This window comes from Flavobacterium aquiphilum (assembly GCF_027111335.1).
Lineage (GTDB): Bacteria > Bacteroidota > Bacteroidia > Flavobacteriales > Flavobacteriaceae > Flavobacterium > Flavobacterium aquiphilum.
Genome location: NZ_CP114288.1, coordinates 4,207,000 through 4,221,781 on the forward strand (window position 1 = coordinate 4,207,000; position 14,782 = coordinate 4,221,781).

Below are 14,782 nucleotides of genomic sequence, written 5' to 3' on the forward strand. Positions count from 1 at the left end.
TATGTTTTATCTACTAGCTCTCTTATTACGATTTTTGCCTACGACTTCGTTAATTTTTTATACAATAGCAGACCTGTTATATAAAAAATTAGGCCGTTTCACTCAAAAATCCAATAATAAATTTCAAAAATAAAATTCACACAGGCTCTAAAAAAAATTATGATTCTGAGTGTGTTATTCAAAAAAAAGTGATTATATAAACATTAATCTCATTTTGTTTATGAGTCCTAGACTATCGAAAAACCACTCTTGAATATAGCTTTACAACTGTTCTTTTTGATTAAAATTATAAGCGTTTTACGATAAATTATTTTTTATACCAGCCCTACCGAAAAAAATTAATTAAAAAAACTTAACATTTTTTAACCATACAATTCACTTACAAACATTTTTTTACACTTCAAAAAAAAAAAAAAAAACAATTTGGCACAGTTGTTGCAAAAATGATGTAAAGCATTTCAACAGATCTACTTGCTTTCATACATTTTGAAACCAACGAACCTAAAAGGAAATGATTAAACCATAAAAACATGAACAATTCAAATTATAAAATATTAATTGCTGAGGATGATGTTTTAATGATCAAAATCCTTGAATTTATACTAAAAAAAGAAGGATATCAGGTAACATCTTGTAAAGATGGCTTGACTGCTATTGAAAAAATCCCTGTACTTATTCCAGATTTAATTATCACTGACATCATGCTTCCTTTTCGCTCGGGACTGGAAATCATTAATTTTTCAAAAGAAAATTATGACAATATACCGGTTATAGTAGTTTCTGCATTGGGAGAAGAAGAAGGAACCGTTATTGAAGCTTTTAATCTTGGTGCCGATGATTTTGTCTCAAAACCATTTAACCCAAATGAATTGTTGCTAAGGGTGAAACGTTTATTTGCCAAAAAAATTCAAATTATAGGGCCAAAAGAGTCTGAAAAAAACATTAGTGCATAAAAGGTAAATATTTTCCAAATTCATTTTTTTATTCACTACAAACCTCCGTATACTATCGCCACAATATAGAATACGGAGGTTTATCTATTTTCATATCTCAATCACTTAAAAAAAACATTTAAACGATTTAATTGATGTGAATCTCATTTTTGCTATCTATCAATATTTTACCAAATAAAACCAAAGTTATCTTGACCTATCTTTCCTTAGTTTCAAAAAACCTATCTTTGCACAAAATTTAAATACCAATGAGTACTTTCGAACAATTCAATCTCCCTAAATCGGTACAAAAAGCAATAGACGATTTAGGTTTTACATCGCCAACTCCTATTCAGGAAAAAACTTTTTCCGTGATTATGTCTGGTCGCGATATGATGGGAATTGCACAAACGGGTACTGGTAAAACATTTGCCTATTTATTGCCTTTATTGAAACTATACAAATTTTCCCCTAGCCACACCCCGAAAATCGTAATCCTTGTTCCGACCCGTGAATTGGTGGTTCAGGTTGTGGAGGAAGTTGAAAAGTTGACCAAATATATGTCCGTTCGTACCATCGGAATTTTTGGGGGAGTGAACATCAATACCCAAAAAACAACCGTTTACCAAGGTTGTGATATCCTTGTGGGAACTCCGGGACGTGTTATGGACTTGACATTGGACAATGTGATTCGGTTTGAGGATATGCAAAAACTGGTAATTGACGAGTTTGATGAAATACTTAATTTGGGTTTCCGTACGCAATTAACAGCTATCTTGGCGATGATGCCGAAAAAACGCCAAAACATTCTCTTCTCGGCTACAATGACAGATGAAGTGGATGCTATTTTGAATGATTATTTTGATTATCCGGAAGAAGTTACGCTGGCACCATCCGGAACGCCTTTGGAAAATATTACACAAATTACTTATCAGGTATCGAATTTCAACACCAAAATCAATCTATTAAAACATTTATTGGAAACAGATGAAGACATGAGCCGAGTATTGGTTTTTGTGAATAACAAAAAGATTTCCGATATGGTTTTTGACAAAATCGAGGAAGATTTTGAAGGCCAATTTGGAGTAATCCACTCGAATAAATCACAGAATTACCGTTTGAACACGATGGCGGAATTTCAGGAAGGTAATCTTCGCGGACTGATCACTACCGATATCATGGCGAGAGGTTTGGACATTTCGAATATTACTCACGTTATCAACTTCGAAATGCCGGAATTACCGGAATTATACATGCACCGTATTGGTCGAACAGGTCGTGCCGATGCAACCGGAACCGCTATCAGTTTCATTACTCCTCGTGAGGAAGAATCAAAGATTGCCATCGAAATTTTGATGGATATGGAATTGAATTATGAAACTTTCCCTGAAGATGTGGAAGTTTCTAATAAATTAATTGGCCCTGAAAAAGACAGGCAACAATTTAAACTATTAATAAAACCCAAAAAACTGGAAGGCGATGGTGCTTTTCACGAAAAAAGCAAGAAAAACCAAAAAGTCAATTTAGGCGGCCCTGGTGTTACCAAGAAAAAAACACATGGTTCTGTCAATAGAAATATGCTAAAAAATCAAGCAAAGAAGCGTAAGAATAAAAAGTAAATTCCAAAGCCTAAAAATGAGTTACATTTTTAGGCTTTTCTTTTAGATATTTAAAAGTAAATTCTCTAACGGAAAATGGTCAATAACACTACCTCCGTAATGTGCGATTTGGATCTTTTTGTCTTTACCAATTAAAAAATCAGCTGGAATTTGATGAAACGTTCCTTCCACTTTTCCTCCTGCCTTAAAACCTAATTGAATTGCTTCTGACAAATGCTGAAATCCCTTAACAGACATTGTTTGCATTGTTTTTAACCAAGATGGACGTACTTTATAAAGTTTATATAAATCCCTATTAGTATCGGCAATGATTGTGAAGTCAAAACTGTGCCGATTTGCAATACTTACTTTTAGACTATCAGCCGGAGATTCGAAAACTGTTATCAATTTTATTCCCTTTTTATCAATTGCCTCCTTATGCTTCATGATTTTAGAAATTTGAAGATTGCACATTGCGCATTCAGCGTAACGAAAAAAACTCAACAGAATTTTTTGATTTTGGATCTGAGCCAAATCTATAGTATTTCCAAAAATATCTTTGGCAACAAACAAAGGCGCTTTTTGTCCTGAAACTAATTTCATAATCAATGATTTTTAAATTTTACAATCACAAATTTGAAATTTTAAAAATCCATTCTTCTTGATTAAAATCAAGAAATCTTGGCTCGAATCCTACTCAAGGTTTCAGGTTTCATCATAAGGTAAGAAGCAATATATTTCAAAGGTATTCTATTAATAAGATGTCCGCTTCTTTTAATAAATACCGAATATCGCTCGTGGGGTTTTAATGTAAGTAACTCCACTTGTCTCTGAATATGCCCTGTCAAAGTATATTCTAACATCGACTGATACCAAAATGCAATTTCCGAATTCGCATGAATTAACCGCATTAAATCAGCTTTGGCAATGGCAATCAATTCAGTATCCAAAATGGCTTCAATACTCATCAACGAAGGTTTTCCTTCTATAAAAGTCTGAAAACAGGTAATCAATGAATTTTCATAACCAAAACCCAAATTAATTTGTTCTCCGTTCTTAACAATCACAAACAAGCGCACACAACCTCCCTTCACAAAATACAAATTAGAATCCTGCTGATTGAAATTCAATAATATTTCTTTGGATTTAAGTCTTTTATCCTTGTTCCAAAACTCTAATAAGACCTCAACTGAATCAGCTCCTAAAAGTGATTTTTGGGATAGAAACTGTGATAATTCAGCATTCATAACAATACAGCTATTGAAATTTTTATTTGGCAAACACCAAACAAACTGGAGAGCACAAATCAAATCTTTTCTTTGTGTCCATAAGCGTTCCCTTTCTTTTGTTTATCTTAAAAATCACGATATCATTTGTATATTGATGTCCCACCAAAAGAAATTTTCCAGTAGGATCAATCACAAAATTCCTTGGACCTTTACCTAAAGTGCTTACTTGTCCTTTCCACGTTAATTTTTTTCCTTTTCCGGAAATTTTAAAAAAAGTGATGCTATTGGCATCACCTCTGTTTGAAGCATATAAAAACTTACCGTTTGGTGAAACGTGAATATCGGCAGAGCTAAAAGTTCCGTTATAATTTTTGGCTAAAATAGAAGTTTCATTAATTTGAGTCAATTTTCCTTCTTGGTAACTAAAAGTAGTCAATGAACCGTCTAGCTCTTGCAACAAATAAACGTATTTCCCATTCTTGCTAAATGTCAAATGCCTTGGCCCGCTTCCCGCCTTTACCGAAACACTGTCCTTTAATGATAAAACTCCATCCGTAGCAGTAGGATTGTAATTATACACATAGACTTTATCAGTTCCTAAATCATTGCTTAAAACATATTTTTTATCTGGCGAAAAATAAACCATATGCACATGTGGTTTTTCCTGTCTTTGGGCATTCACCCCTTTTCCGTAATGCTGAATGACTTGTTTGGCTTCAGCTAAACTCCCATCTTCTTTTTTACCAAAAACCGAAATATTCCCACCCGAATAATTAGCAACAATTACATTTTTATCATCATTGATAATATAACAAGGATCTGCTCCTTTTGAACTTACATTATTCATAAAACTTGCTTTTCCACTTGCAGCGTCAAACGAAAAAGAACTTACAGTACTTTCTTTTCCATTTTCATTTACAGCATAAATGAATTTTTCATCCTTAGAAAGTGACAAATAACTTGGATTAGAAATACTGTCAGAAGATTTTTTTAATCGAATTTGGGCTTTATTGGTATCAAATTCATATACATAAATTCCTTTACTATAACACGAGTTGGTATAGGTTCCTACAATCAGGTTGACTTTGTTTTTTTGTGCCAATACCGAGGCTAAAGATGAAAGTAATAGAAGAAACAGGTAAACTTTTTTCATATAGGTAGTTTTCAGAAAAGCTAAAATACTTATTTTCTTTCAGAATTAACCTATTTCTGCACTCTTTTGAAAAATAACAACAACATCAGGGAAAACTGTTTACAAATTTGTATTTTTGAATCTCAAAATTCAATGAACTTCATTGTTTTAAATCCTGTGAAGCAAACAAAATCTCAGAATGCACTTTAAACAGCCCGAAATTCTATACTTTCTATTCTTGTTGATTGTTCCAATTTTGGTGCATTTATTTCAATTAAGGCGTTTCAAAAAAGAATATTTCACCAATGTTCGTTTCCTAAAAATCCTTTCGATTCAAACCCGAAAAAGTTCCAAAATCAAAAAATGGTTACTCTTGACCTGTAGAATGCTATTGCTCGCCTGTATTATTATTGCATTTGCACAACCCTTTTTCGAATCCAAAGACAGCAAAAATGCTAGCAATGAAATGTATATCGTACTGGACAATTCCTTCAGTATGCAAGCGAAAGGAAAAAAAGGGGAATTGTTAAAACGCGCCGTTCAGGAACTGCTGGAAGAAACTCCCGAAAACGCAACTTTTTCTTTACTGACCAATAATGACAATTACTGGAATACCGATATCAAAACAATTCGAAGTGAACTCCAAAACTTAAAATACAGCGCTACACCTTTTCAACTTACTACTATTTTAGCCAAAATTAAAGCACGAAAATCAGCCTTCAAGAAAGACATCATCATCATTACCGATGCCGTGGGACTGACTCCAAATCAATTAAAAAACATAGACACTGATAACGTTCCCTATTTCATTGTCCCAAAAGCCGAACAAAAAAACAATGTGGCTGTTGACAGCGTTTTTATTCGCCAAACTCTAGATGATTTTTACGAGTTAGGCATCAACGCAACAAACTATAGTGAAGATTTTAAGCCAATTTCTATGGCTTTGTACAACCAAAACAAACTGGTTGCCAAAACCATCATTAATTTTAAGAGTAAAAATGAAACGGTTAATTTCACTATTCCCAAACAGGCCTTTCACGGCTATGTTTCCATCGAAGACAATGATTTAACTTATGACAACAAATTGTTTTTTAGCATTTCTAAAATCAAAAAAACGAACGTCATCAGTATAGGGGCTCCTGAAAAAAACAATTTTCTAGGCCGAATTTATACCAATGATGAATTCAATTACGGTTCTTTTGCGCTAAGCAATTTGGATTACAACAGTATCGACAAACAAGATGCTATTATTCTAAATGAACTGGACGAAATTCCGCAAGCATTACAAACCACTTTAAAATCATTTGTGAACAAAGGCGGAAACCTGATTGTAATTCCGTCGGAAATAGTTTCAATTTCTAATTTAAATACCTTTTTGAAACAATTTGGAACCACACAATTTCAATCATTGGAACCAAATGAAAAACTAATTACCAAAATCAACTTCAATCATCCGTTATTTGCTGGCGTTTTTGAAAACAAAACCAATAATTTTCAATATCCAAAAGCAAAAAAGACTTTCGTTATTTCAACTACAAGTCCATCGGTTTTAAATTTCGAGGATCAATCCCCATTTTTAACAGGACTCAAAAATGCCGTTTCATCCGTTTATGTTTTTTCGGCGCCAATAAACACTTTAAATTCCAATTTCCAACAATCGCCTTTGATTGTTCCCGTGTTTTACAAAATGGCTTTGAGCAAACCGAATAATGGCATTAGCGCCAACACCATTGGCAACAGCAGCTCTTATGTAGTTTCGGTTTTATTGTCTAAAGACGAAATTCTGACGGTAAAAAATCAGGAAGAGCAATTTATTCCCGTGCAAAAACTGCTAAATAATAAGGTGCAGCTTTTCTTTAATGACTACCCTGAAAAAGCTGGTAATTACACCATTTACGATTCTCAAAAACCAATAGAAAACATCAGTTTCAATTACCCAAGAACCGAAAGCGATCTGAATCAAGTCAACGAAAATTTATTATCCGATTATAAAACAGGTGATTCCATTTCAACCATTTTTGATACGCTACAAACCAACCGAACGGACAATCAAATTTGGAAATGGTTTATTATCTTTGCATTGCTTTTCCTAGCGTTGGAAACGGCAATCATCAAATTTGTGAAATAACAATTCTGTTTTCTAATAACTACAAACGACACATGAAAATAATCATCCGAAGCGCCAAAATTATCGATTCGAAAAGTCCCTTTCACAACCAGACTGTAGATCTTTTAATTGTAGATGGTTTTATAAAAAAAATAGGAACGGCACTTCCAAATACCGATAATGCCGAAGAAATAAAACTAGACAATCTACATCTTTCACAAGGATGGTTTGACAGTAGTGTTTCGCTTGGAGAACCCGGTTTTGAAGACAGGGAAACCATTGCAAACGGACTTAAAGTGGCTGCCAAAAGCGGTTTTACTGGCATTGCTTTGCAACCTAACTCCTTCCCTATCATAGACAATCAGGCGCAAGTGAATTTTGTAAAAAACAAAGCCAATGGTTTTGCTACACAACTTTTTCCAATCGGGGCTCTAACTAAAGGCAGTGAAGGCAAGGACATGGCCGAATTATACGATATGAAAAATTCGGGAGCAGTTGCCTTTGGTGATTACACAAAAAGTTTAGACAATGCCAATTTGCTAAAAATAGCTTTACAATATGTACAAGATTTTGACGGATTGGTAATTGCTTTTGCGCAGGATGAAAAAATAAAAGGAAATGGTGTTGCCAATGAAGGAATAGTTTCCACCCGATTAGGATTGAAAGGAATTCCGGATCTGGCTGAAGAATTGCAAATTGTTCGAAACTTATTTTTATTAGAATACACTAGCGGAAAAATGCATATCCCAACCGTTTCTTCAGCAAAATCAGTTCAATTAATTAAAGAAGCAAAAGCAAAAGGACTGAATGTAACCTGTAGCGTAAGCGTTCATCATTTGGTACTAACCGATGAAAAATTAGAGGGCTTTGACACCCGATATAAAGTAACTCCTCCATTGAAAACTGAAAGTGACAGACAAGCATTGATCAACGGCGTTTTGGACGGAACGATTGACATAATTACCTCCGATCACAATCCTATCGATATCGAACACAAAAAAATGGAATTTGATTTGGCCAAAAATGGAACTATTGGTTTAGAAAGTGCTTTTGGAGCTTTGATGACGGCACTTCCATTGGAAACCATAATCGAAAAATTTACCGATGGAAAAACTATTTTTGATATTCCAAAACACGGCATCAGTGAAGGAGAAATTGCGGATATTACTTTATTCAATCCGGATGGCAATAGCGTTTTCACAAAAGAAAATATACTTTCAAAATCCAAAAACTCAGCATTCCTTGGCACCGCTTTAAAAGGAAAAGTTTATGGAATTTTGAACCAAGGAAAACTAATCTTAGGATAAAAAATGAACAACTCCATCGAAGCTGGAAAAACAGCAGCCATTACCAGTTATATTTTAGGGATTGGCGTATTTATAGCCATGTCGATGAACGGCGAAGACAAAAATGAATTTGCTTCCTTTCATATTCGGCAAGGACTTGGACTAACAATTACTTTTATTTCTTTAGGACTGATTATCAATAATTTCAACAGCCTGATGATTTCTGCCTCAATGTGGATTTTCATTTCTGTTTTATGGACTTATGGAATATTTGGCGCAATAAAAGGCGAAACAAAACCTGTCCCATTACTTGGAGAATATTTTCAAAAATGGCTTAAAAGCATCTCATAAAAATTACACTTCATCTGTCAAGTCGAGCGCAGTCGAGACTCAATACTCAATCTCGACTGCGCTCGATTTGACAAAAAATCTAAAATAAAAATGATCTTATCCTTAGAATATAAAATAAGAGAACCAAAAGTTATTCTTGACAAAAATCCATTATTACTGCTACTTCATGGATATGGCAGCAATGAAGCCGATTTATTTTCGTTTGCTCCAGAATTACCGGATGAATATTATGTTATTTCGGCACGTGCACCTTATGATTTGCAATACGGCAGTTATGCCTGGTATGCCATTAATTTTGATGCCGATCAAAACAAATTTTCAGACAACAACCAAGCCCGAATTTCTAGAGATATAATTGCAGATTTTATTGATGAATTGGTTGCTAATTATCCAATTGATGCCAATAATGTAAACCTGATTGGTTTCAGTCAGGGCTCAATTTTAAGTTATGCAGTAGCACTTTCATATCCTGAAAAAGTAAACAAAACAATAGCAATGAGTGGTTACATCAATTTGGATATCGTAACCGATGATTATCTGAAAAATGATCTAAGCAAATTAAAAGTATTTGCCTCTCACGGAACAGTCGATCAGGTAATCCCTGTTGATTGGGCCAGAAAAACACCTGGGATTTTAGAAAAATTAGGAGTGGATATCACCTACAAAGAATATCCTGTAGGTCACGGAGTAGCGCCACAAAATTTCTATGACTTAAAAAATTGGCTTATTGAAAAATAGTAAACAGTTGCAGTTTTCAGTTATATATAAAACTGAAAACTGCCTCTTAAACTTTATTTTTGGTAAATAACCGACTGGATTACTTCAAAAGAAACGCTTTCATCATCGTTGATAAAATATTTCAACAATACTTCACCCCAATATTCACCATCACTATAATCGGCAATTATCCAACGGTGGTTCAATACTTTTACTTTATTAATCGAAAACTTATTGGCTCCTAACTGTATTTGACCAGTATAAGGATTCCCTTTTGGATTAGCATTCAAATCCAACAATTGCGCTGTAACATAAGGAACTAAGGTCGCATAATTTCTAATTTTATCTGACTTAGCTGATTCAAAGTAGTTTTGTGCATTTTCATTTTTCTCCAATGAAAAATAATCTGCATCCGACATTTTATTGGTAACAGATTGCAAACTATCTTTTAATTTGGTAGTCGTTTTTTTAAATTTATCTTGCTCAAAAGTTACCTCTTTACTTAAGTACATGTAGGTGTAAATATTAAAAACTAAAGACAAAATTAAAGCGTAAAGCAACAACGATTTTTTCATTATTAAAAGGAATTAAATAGTAATTTCTAAATTATCATAAGCCAGGAAAACATTTTTTGGTAGTCTTTTTTGAACCACTTCATGAAAACCTAACATGTGACTGATATGGGTAAGATAAGCTTTCTCAGGCTTTAGCAAAGCTATAAAATCGAGTGCTTCCTGCAAATTAAAATGTGTGTTATGAGGTTCTTCACGTAAAGCATTTACCACCAACACTTTGAGGTTTTTTAATTTTTCCGCTTCAGCTTCTGCAATACTTTTTACATCAGTCAAATAGGCAAAATCGTCTATTCTAAACCCAAAAACCTGAAGACTTCCGTGCATCACGGTAATTGGTACTGCAATCTTATCTCCAATAGGAAAAGGTACATTATCAGATATCTCAATGGTTTTGACTGAGGGAGAACCCGGATACTTATTGACTGTTTCAAATATATATTCGAATCGTTTTTTAATATCGGTAAGCACCCTATTATGGGCGTAAATCGGAATTTCTCCTTGTCGATAATTAAAAGGGCGGATATCATCCAAGCCAGCCGTATGATCAGCATGTTCATGGGTAAATAGGATTCCATCAATTTTTCGGCAATTCGAAGCCAACATTTGTTGCCTGAAATCGGGGCCGCAATCAATAACGTACGAATGGTCATCCCACGAGACCCAAGCCGAAACCCGAAGCCTTTTATCCTTAAAATCTGTGCTTTTGCACACTTCATGATCACTCCCAATAATAGGAATTCCCTGTGACGTTCCTGTACCTAAAAAATATACCTTCAATTGTGTTCTTTTTTTACAAAAATAGGATTAATTTCTCTTTCATTAAATGCCGAATTGGTTAACTTTGTAACATAATCGCCGAATTTAAATAAAAATAAATGGAACCCAAAAAGATAAAATTAAAAGGAGACAAAGTCATTGAACAAATTCCTTCTTTAAAGGACAAAGCGCTTCGTATTAATTTAAATGAAAACATCTACGGAACTTTTGCCGAAATTGGGGCTGGCCAGGAAACAGTAAGACATTTTTTTAGATCAGGTGGATCTTCAGGGACAATTGCAAAAGCGATGTCTGCTTATGACAAAGATTTTAGTGATGCCGTTTATGGAGTCGAAGCAGACGGCCGTTATGTTACCGAAAGCCGACTCAAAAAAATGCTCCAGTTTGAAGTCGAATTGATAGAAGAACGATTAAGCAGAACCAAACATCCGAACAAACTATTTTTTAGTTATGCCAATACCGTTGCCACGATAGATTTTGCAAAACAATTTAAAGGTCACGGATGGGTAGGAATTCGATATCAACTAGATCCTACCGAAGATTACAACGAAATTATCATCCACATTCGTTTCAAAGAAACGGATTCCAGATTACAGCAAGAAACATTGGGAGTTTTGGGAGTAAACCTAATTTATGGTGCTTTCTACAAATACAATGATCCAAAAAAATTACTCCGTTACTTATACGATCACTTAGACAAAGACCAATTAGAGATCGACACCATCAATTTCTCAGGCCCTCGTTTTGCTGAAGTCGATAACCGATTGATGAGTTTGCAATTGGTTAAAAACGGAATGACAGATGCCGTAATGTTCAATCCTCAAGCCAAAAACATTTTACCCGCTGCAATCCTTTACAAGAAAAACATTCTCGCTTTCAGAGGAAGTTTCCGTCCGGTTACCAAGGTAAATATGGATATGTACAAGGAATCTTTAAAGATGTTTTTAGAAGAAAACAAAGTGGAGAAAGACAACACTTTGGTGGTTTTCGAAATCACATTATCAAACCTTCGTTCTGATGGCGAAATTGACGAAAGAGACTTTATGGATCGCGCCGAATTACTTTGTTCTTTGGGACAAACCGTAATGATATCGAATTTCCAAGAATATTACAAAGTGGTAGAATATTTCTCTAATTATACCAAAGCCCGAATGGGACTAGCAATGGGAGTTAACAACTTGGTAGATATTTTTGACGAAAAATACTATCGCCATTTGAGCGGAGGAATACTCGAAGCCTTCGGAAAATTATTCTATCGCGACATGAAAGTGTTCCTGTACCCAATGTTGGGTGAAGAAGGAGAAATCATAACCTCCAAAAATCTAAAAGTACACCCAAGAATGAAAGAATTGTATAAATTCTTTAAATTCAACGGAAAAGTGCTTGACATCGAGGGCTACAACCCCGAAATATTGGAAGTATTCTCCCGTGAAGTACTGAAAATGATCAGTGACGGAAAACCGGGATGGGAATCGATGCTGCCTCCGGGAGTAGCCGAAATTATAAAAGAAAAACATCTTTTCGGTTATCATCCAAATTCGCTTTTGGAAGCCAAAAATTAAAACAGAAATTTTTAAGTTTTATAAAATCCAAGAAAGACAATTTGTTTTTCTTGGATTTTTATTTTGAAAGAACATCCTTTATCCCAATATCTGATTTGCGTGTTCTTTTGTTTTTACCTCGGTGATAACATCCTCAATGATTCCGTTTTCGTCTATAACAAAAGTAGTTCTGTGAATTCCGTCGTATTCCCTTCCCATAAACTTTTTTGGTCCCCAAACCCCAAAAGCATTAATAACCGACTTATCTTCATCAGCCAATAAAGGAAAAGGCAGTTCGTATTTATCCCTGAATTTTGTTTGTGCTTTCGCACTATCGGCACTTACGCCCAAAAGGGCATAATTATTAGCCTGAAAACGCTCAAAATTATCCCTTAAATCACAGGCTTCGGTGGTACAGCCCGGTGTGGAAGCTTTTGGATAAAAGAAAACAACTAGTTTTTTTCCTTTATAATCCTCCAATTGATGTGATTTCCCGTCTTGGTCAACACCTGAAAATTGAGGTGCCTTATCTCCTTTTTGCAATGTTGTCATTCGTTTTAAGATTCTAAGTTACTATGTGGCTAAGTTACTAAGATTATTTAGAGTTGCTGAATTACCAAGACTCTAAATTTCTGAGATTATTAGTTAATATGAATCATATTCTTTAATTTAATTTTAAAAACTTAGTACTTTAGCCACTTAGAATCTTAGTAACTTAGAGAAAAAATGACCAAACAGGAACGCGTAACATTTGTCATCAATACGTTGAACGAACTTTACCCTACTATACCTATCCCTTTAGATCATAAAGATCCTTATACTCTGTTGATTGCTGTATTACTTTCGGCTCAATGCACAGATGTGCGTGTGAATCAAATTACACCTTTGCTTTTTGCCAAAGCAGATAACCCCTATGATATGGTTAAAATGTCGGTAGAAGAAATTAAGGAAATCATTCGTCCTTGTGGGTTATCTCCAATGAAATCGAAAGGAATTCATGGATTATCACAAATTTTAATCGAAAAACACAACGGACAGGTGCCGCAAAGTTTTGAAGCCCTCGAAGAATTACCAGCCGTTGGGCATAAAACAGCCAGCGTGGTGATGTCACAGGCTTTTGGAGTTCCTGCTTTTCCTGTTGATACTCACATCCACAGATTAATGTACCGATGGAATTTGACTAATGGTAAAAATGTAGTTCAAACTGAAAAAGACGCCAAACGCATTTTCCCAGAAGAATTATGGAATGATTTGCATCTTCAGATTATTTGGTATGGACGCGAATACTCTCCAGCCAGGGGTTGGGATTTGGAGAAAGATATCATTACCAGAACTATTGGAAGAAAATCTGTTTTAAGCGAATTTTCAAAAAAGTGAATTGGATGTAAATAACAAATTTCACTAATTCAATAAAAATTAGTGAAATTTGCTGTCCAAGCCAAACTTTAAAAAATTAAAACATCTGATTAAAGACCAGATTAATTGGCTATGATTTCAAAAGCCTTACCCTCAATCTTAACTATTTTCAAAGCCTTAGAGTAATTCAATAAAAGAGACACGACCTCTTTATCGGGTTTCATCCCTCTTGAAAGTTTCAGTGATTTAGAGTAATTCTTTTCCATATGAAGTATAAATTGCATTTATTACTACAACGGAAGAATTAATCATTTATTGTCAATTTGTTAAAACAATTTGATGTTTCTCAATTATTTTTCTCAAATTCAATATCGCATATCGCATTCTCCCCAGTGCTGTATTGATACTTACACCAGTTGTTTCAGAGATTTCTTTAAAACTCATGTCCTGATACATACGCATAATCAAAACCTCTTTTTGATCCAAAGGAAGTTCTTCAACCAATCGGCGAATATCAACTTCAACCTGATCGGCAATAATTCGATTTTCAATCGTAAGGGAATCGTCGGACATAATTGAAAAAATAGAAAAATCTTCTGTTTCCCTAAAGAGCGGCATTTTTTTCGATTTTCTATAAAAATCAATAATTAAATTGTGTGCAATTCTCATAATCCAAGGCAAAAATTTACCTTCTTCATTATAAGAATTCGTCTTTAAAGTTTTAATAACTTTTATGAAGGTGTCCTGAAAAATATCATTTGAAATCTCTCTATCGGCCACTTTAGAATAAATGAATCCATAAACCTTAGATTCATGCCTTTTGATCAGCACAGCCAGGGCGCTTTCGTTGCCAGACATATAGTCCTTTACCAATAAAGCATCTGATTTTTGTAAATTTGCCATAGCATTTCTTTTTAGATTTAGTTAGTTTTTGGGGTATTTCTAAAAAGTAATTTTATACTATAGGCTAAAGGGAGTTAGGTTAATTATTTGCCAAACATAACAAATAATTATTAAAAGTAACAAAAAAAAAGAAGATAATTATCTTTTTAGCCATTTTTTTTTAACATTTAAAAAACCATTAACTGCAGAAACATAAAAACAAACCCACTGAAATACAGTAAAATACACAAGAATTACTTAAAATAATTAAATCCAAAATTAAATTATCTTAACAAAAG

The 14,782-nt window shown here is 34.2% G+C and carries 16 protein-coding genes; 8 read left to right on the forward strand and 8 right to left on the reverse strand.

The window, feature by feature from the left end:
* Positions 1 to 530: 530 nt before the first annotated feature.
* Both OZP12_RS16990 and OZP12_RS16995 read left to right on the forward strand, forming a co-directional pair.
* Complete coding sequence (locus OZP12_RS16990; RefSeq protein ID WP_281226269.1) at positions 531 to 953, forward strand: response regulator transcription factor; 423 nt, start codon at positions 531 to 533, stop codon at positions 951 to 953.
* Positions 954 to 1,201: 248 nt separating this feature from the next.
* Positions 1,202 to 2,551, forward strand: coding sequence for a DEAD/DEAH box helicase (locus OZP12_RS16995; protein ID WP_281226270.1), 1,350 nt, complete (start codon positions 1,202 to 1,204; stop codon positions 2,549 to 2,551).
* Between the two features lie 42 nt (positions 2,552 to 2,593).
* On the opposite strand, the gene OZP12_RS17000 is transcribed toward OZP12_RS16995, so the two are convergent.
* The 3 genes from OZP12_RS17000 to OZP12_RS17010 all read right to left on the reverse strand — a co-directional run bounded on the left by OZP12_RS17000 (position 2,594) and on the right by OZP12_RS17010 (position 4,912).
* Complete coding sequence (locus OZP12_RS17000) at positions 2,594 to 3,133, reverse strand: peroxiredoxin-like family protein (protein WP_281226271.1); 540 nt, start codon at positions 3,131 to 3,133, stop codon at positions 2,594 to 2,596.
* 68 nt (positions 3,134 to 3,201) lie between these two features.
* Positions 3,202 to 3,777, reverse strand: a complete 576-nt coding sequence (locus OZP12_RS17005) for a Crp/Fnr family transcriptional regulator (protein WP_281226272.1) — start codon at positions 3,775 to 3,777, stop codon at positions 3,202 to 3,204.
* 22 nt (positions 3,778 to 3,799) lie between these two features.
* Positions 3,800 to 4,912 carry a lactonase family protein gene (locus OZP12_RS17010; RefSeq protein ID WP_281226273.1) on the reverse strand — a complete coding sequence of 371 codons (1,113 nt, stop codon included), beginning with the start codon at positions 4,910 to 4,912 and terminating at the stop codon, positions 3,800 to 3,802.
* A 178-nt stretch (positions 4,913 to 5,090) separates the two neighbouring features.
* Between OZP12_RS17010 and OZP12_RS17015 the strand changes: the two genes are divergently transcribed.
* The 4 genes from OZP12_RS17015 (at position 5,091) to OZP12_RS17030 (ending at position 9,373) form a co-directional block, all read left to right on the forward strand.
* Positions 5,091 to 7,019 carry a vWA domain-containing protein gene (locus tag OZP12_RS17015; RefSeq protein ID WP_281226274.1) on the forward strand — a complete coding sequence of 643 codons (1,929 nt, stop codon included), beginning with the start codon at positions 5,091 to 5,093 and terminating at the stop codon, positions 7,017 to 7,019.
* Positions 7,020 to 7,051: 32 nt separating this feature from the next.
* Positions 7,052 to 8,305 carry a dihydroorotase gene (locus OZP12_RS17020; RefSeq protein ID WP_281226275.1) on the forward strand — a complete coding sequence of 418 codons (1,254 nt, stop codon included), beginning with the start codon at positions 7,052 to 7,054 and terminating at the stop codon, positions 8,303 to 8,305.
* 3 nt (positions 8,306 to 8,308) lie between these two features.
* Positions 8,309 to 8,635 (forward strand): hypothetical protein, encoded by a 327-nt coding sequence (locus OZP12_RS17025; RefSeq protein ID WP_281226276.1) that lies wholly within the window; start codon positions 8,309 to 8,311, stop codon positions 8,633 to 8,635.
* Between the two features lie 90 nt (positions 8,636 to 8,725).
* On the forward strand, positions 8,726 to 9,373 hold the full coding sequence (locus tag OZP12_RS17030; protein WP_281226277.1) for an alpha/beta hydrolase: 648 nt from the start codon (positions 8,726 to 8,728) through the stop codon (positions 9,371 to 9,373).
* Positions 9,374 to 9,426: 53 nt separating this feature from the next.
* Here the strand turns inward: OZP12_RS17030 and OZP12_RS17035 are convergent, their stop codons facing one another.
* Both OZP12_RS17035 and OZP12_RS17040 read right to left on the reverse strand, forming a co-directional pair.
* Positions 9,427 to 9,927 carry a hypothetical protein gene (locus OZP12_RS17035; protein WP_281226278.1) on the reverse strand — a complete coding sequence of 167 codons (501 nt, stop codon included), beginning with the start codon at positions 9,925 to 9,927 and terminating at the stop codon, positions 9,427 to 9,429.
* Positions 9,928 to 9,939: 12 nt separating this feature from the next.
* A complete protein-coding gene (locus tag OZP12_RS17040) occupies positions 9,940 to 10,704 on the reverse strand; it encodes an MBL fold metallo-hydrolase (RefSeq protein ID WP_281226279.1) in 765 nt (254 codons plus the stop codon).
* A 98-nt stretch (positions 10,705 to 10,802) separates the two neighbouring features.
* On the opposite strand from OZP12_RS17040, the gene OZP12_RS17045 reads away from it, so the two are divergent.
* Positions 10,803 to 12,266 carry a TonB-dependent receptor gene (locus OZP12_RS17045; RefSeq protein ID WP_281226280.1) on the forward strand — a complete coding sequence of 488 codons (1,464 nt, stop codon included), beginning with the start codon at positions 10,803 to 10,805 and terminating at the stop codon, positions 12,264 to 12,266.
* 78 nt (positions 12,267 to 12,344) lie between these two features.
* On the opposite strand, the gene bcp is transcribed toward OZP12_RS17045, so the two are convergent.
* On the reverse strand, positions 12,345 to 12,797 hold the full coding sequence (gene bcp, locus OZP12_RS17050; RefSeq protein WP_281226281.1) for a thioredoxin-dependent thiol peroxidase: 453 nt from the start codon (positions 12,795 to 12,797) through the stop codon (positions 12,345 to 12,347).
* A 174-nt stretch (positions 12,798 to 12,971) separates the two neighbouring features.
* Here bcp and OZP12_RS17055 point away from each other — a divergent pair, with 174 nt between their 5' ends.
* A complete protein-coding gene (locus OZP12_RS17055; protein ID WP_281226282.1) occupies positions 12,972 to 13,622 on the forward strand; it encodes an endonuclease III domain-containing protein in 651 nt (216 codons plus the stop codon).
* 101 nt (positions 13,623 to 13,723) lie between these two features.
* On the opposite strand, the gene OZP12_RS17060 is transcribed toward OZP12_RS17055, so the two are convergent.
* The gene (locus OZP12_RS17060; protein WP_281226283.1) at positions 13,724 to 13,867 is read right to left on the reverse strand and encodes a hypothetical protein; all 144 of its coding nucleotides are present in this window, start codon (positions 13,865 to 13,867) and stop codon (positions 13,724 to 13,726) included.
* 52 nt (positions 13,868 to 13,919) lie between these two features.
* On the reverse strand, positions 13,920 to 14,504 hold the full coding sequence (locus OZP12_RS17065; protein ID WP_281226284.1) for an RNA polymerase sigma factor: 585 nt from the start codon (positions 14,502 to 14,504) through the stop codon (positions 13,920 to 13,922).
* Between the last annotated feature and the right edge of the window lie 278 nt (positions 14,505 to 14,782).

Coding starts and splice junctions, on each gene's coding strand:
- OZP12_RS16990 (WP_281226269.1), top strand. CDS start 531: ATGAACAATTCAAATTATAAAATATTAATTGCTGAGGATGATGTTTTA.
- OZP12_RS16995 (WP_281226270.1), top strand. CDS start 1,202: ATGAGTACTTTCGAACAATTCAATCTCCCTAAATCGGTACAAAAAGCA.
- OZP12_RS17000 (WP_281226271.1), bottom strand. CDS start 3,133: ATGAAATTAGTTTCAGGACAAAAAGCGCCTTTGTTTGTTGCCAAAGAT.
- OZP12_RS17005 (WP_281226272.1), bottom strand. CDS start 3,777: ATGAATGCTGAATTATCACAGTTTCTATCCCAAAAATCACTTTTAGGA.
- OZP12_RS17010 (WP_281226273.1), bottom strand. CDS start 4,912: ATGAAAAAAGTTTACCTGTTTCTTCTATTACTTTCATCTTTAGCCTCG.
- OZP12_RS17015 (WP_281226274.1), top strand. CDS start 5,091: ATGCACTTTAAACAGCCCGAAATTCTATACTTTCTATTCTTGTTGATT.
- OZP12_RS17020 (WP_281226275.1), top strand. CDS start 7,052: ATGAAAATAATCATCCGAAGCGCCAAAATTATCGATTCGAAAAGTCCC.
- OZP12_RS17025 (WP_281226276.1), top strand. CDS start 8,309: ATGAACAACTCCATCGAAGCTGGAAAAACAGCAGCCATTACCAGTTAT.
- OZP12_RS17030 (WP_281226277.1), top strand. CDS start 8,726: ATGATCTTATCCTTAGAATATAAAATAAGAGAACCAAAAGTTATTCTT.
- OZP12_RS17035 (WP_281226278.1), bottom strand. CDS start 9,927: ATGAAAAAATCGTTGTTGCTTTACGCTTTAATTTTGTCTTTAGTTTTT.
- OZP12_RS17045 (WP_281226280.1), top strand. CDS start 10,803: ATGGAACCCAAAAAGATAAAATTAAAAGGAGACAAAGTCATTGAACAA.
- bcp (WP_281226281.1), bottom strand. CDS start 12,797: ATGACAACATTGCAAAAAGGAGATAAGGCACCTCAATTTTCAGGTGTT.
- OZP12_RS17055 (WP_281226282.1), top strand. CDS start 12,972: ATGACCAAACAGGAACGCGTAACATTTGTCATCAATACGTTGAACGAA.
- OZP12_RS17060 (WP_281226283.1), bottom strand. CDS start 13,867: ATGGAAAAGAATTACTCTAAATCACTGAAACTTTCAAGAGGGATGAAA.
- OZP12_RS17065 (WP_281226284.1), bottom strand. CDS start 14,504: ATGGCAAATTTACAAAAATCAGATGCTTTATTGGTAAAGGACTATATG.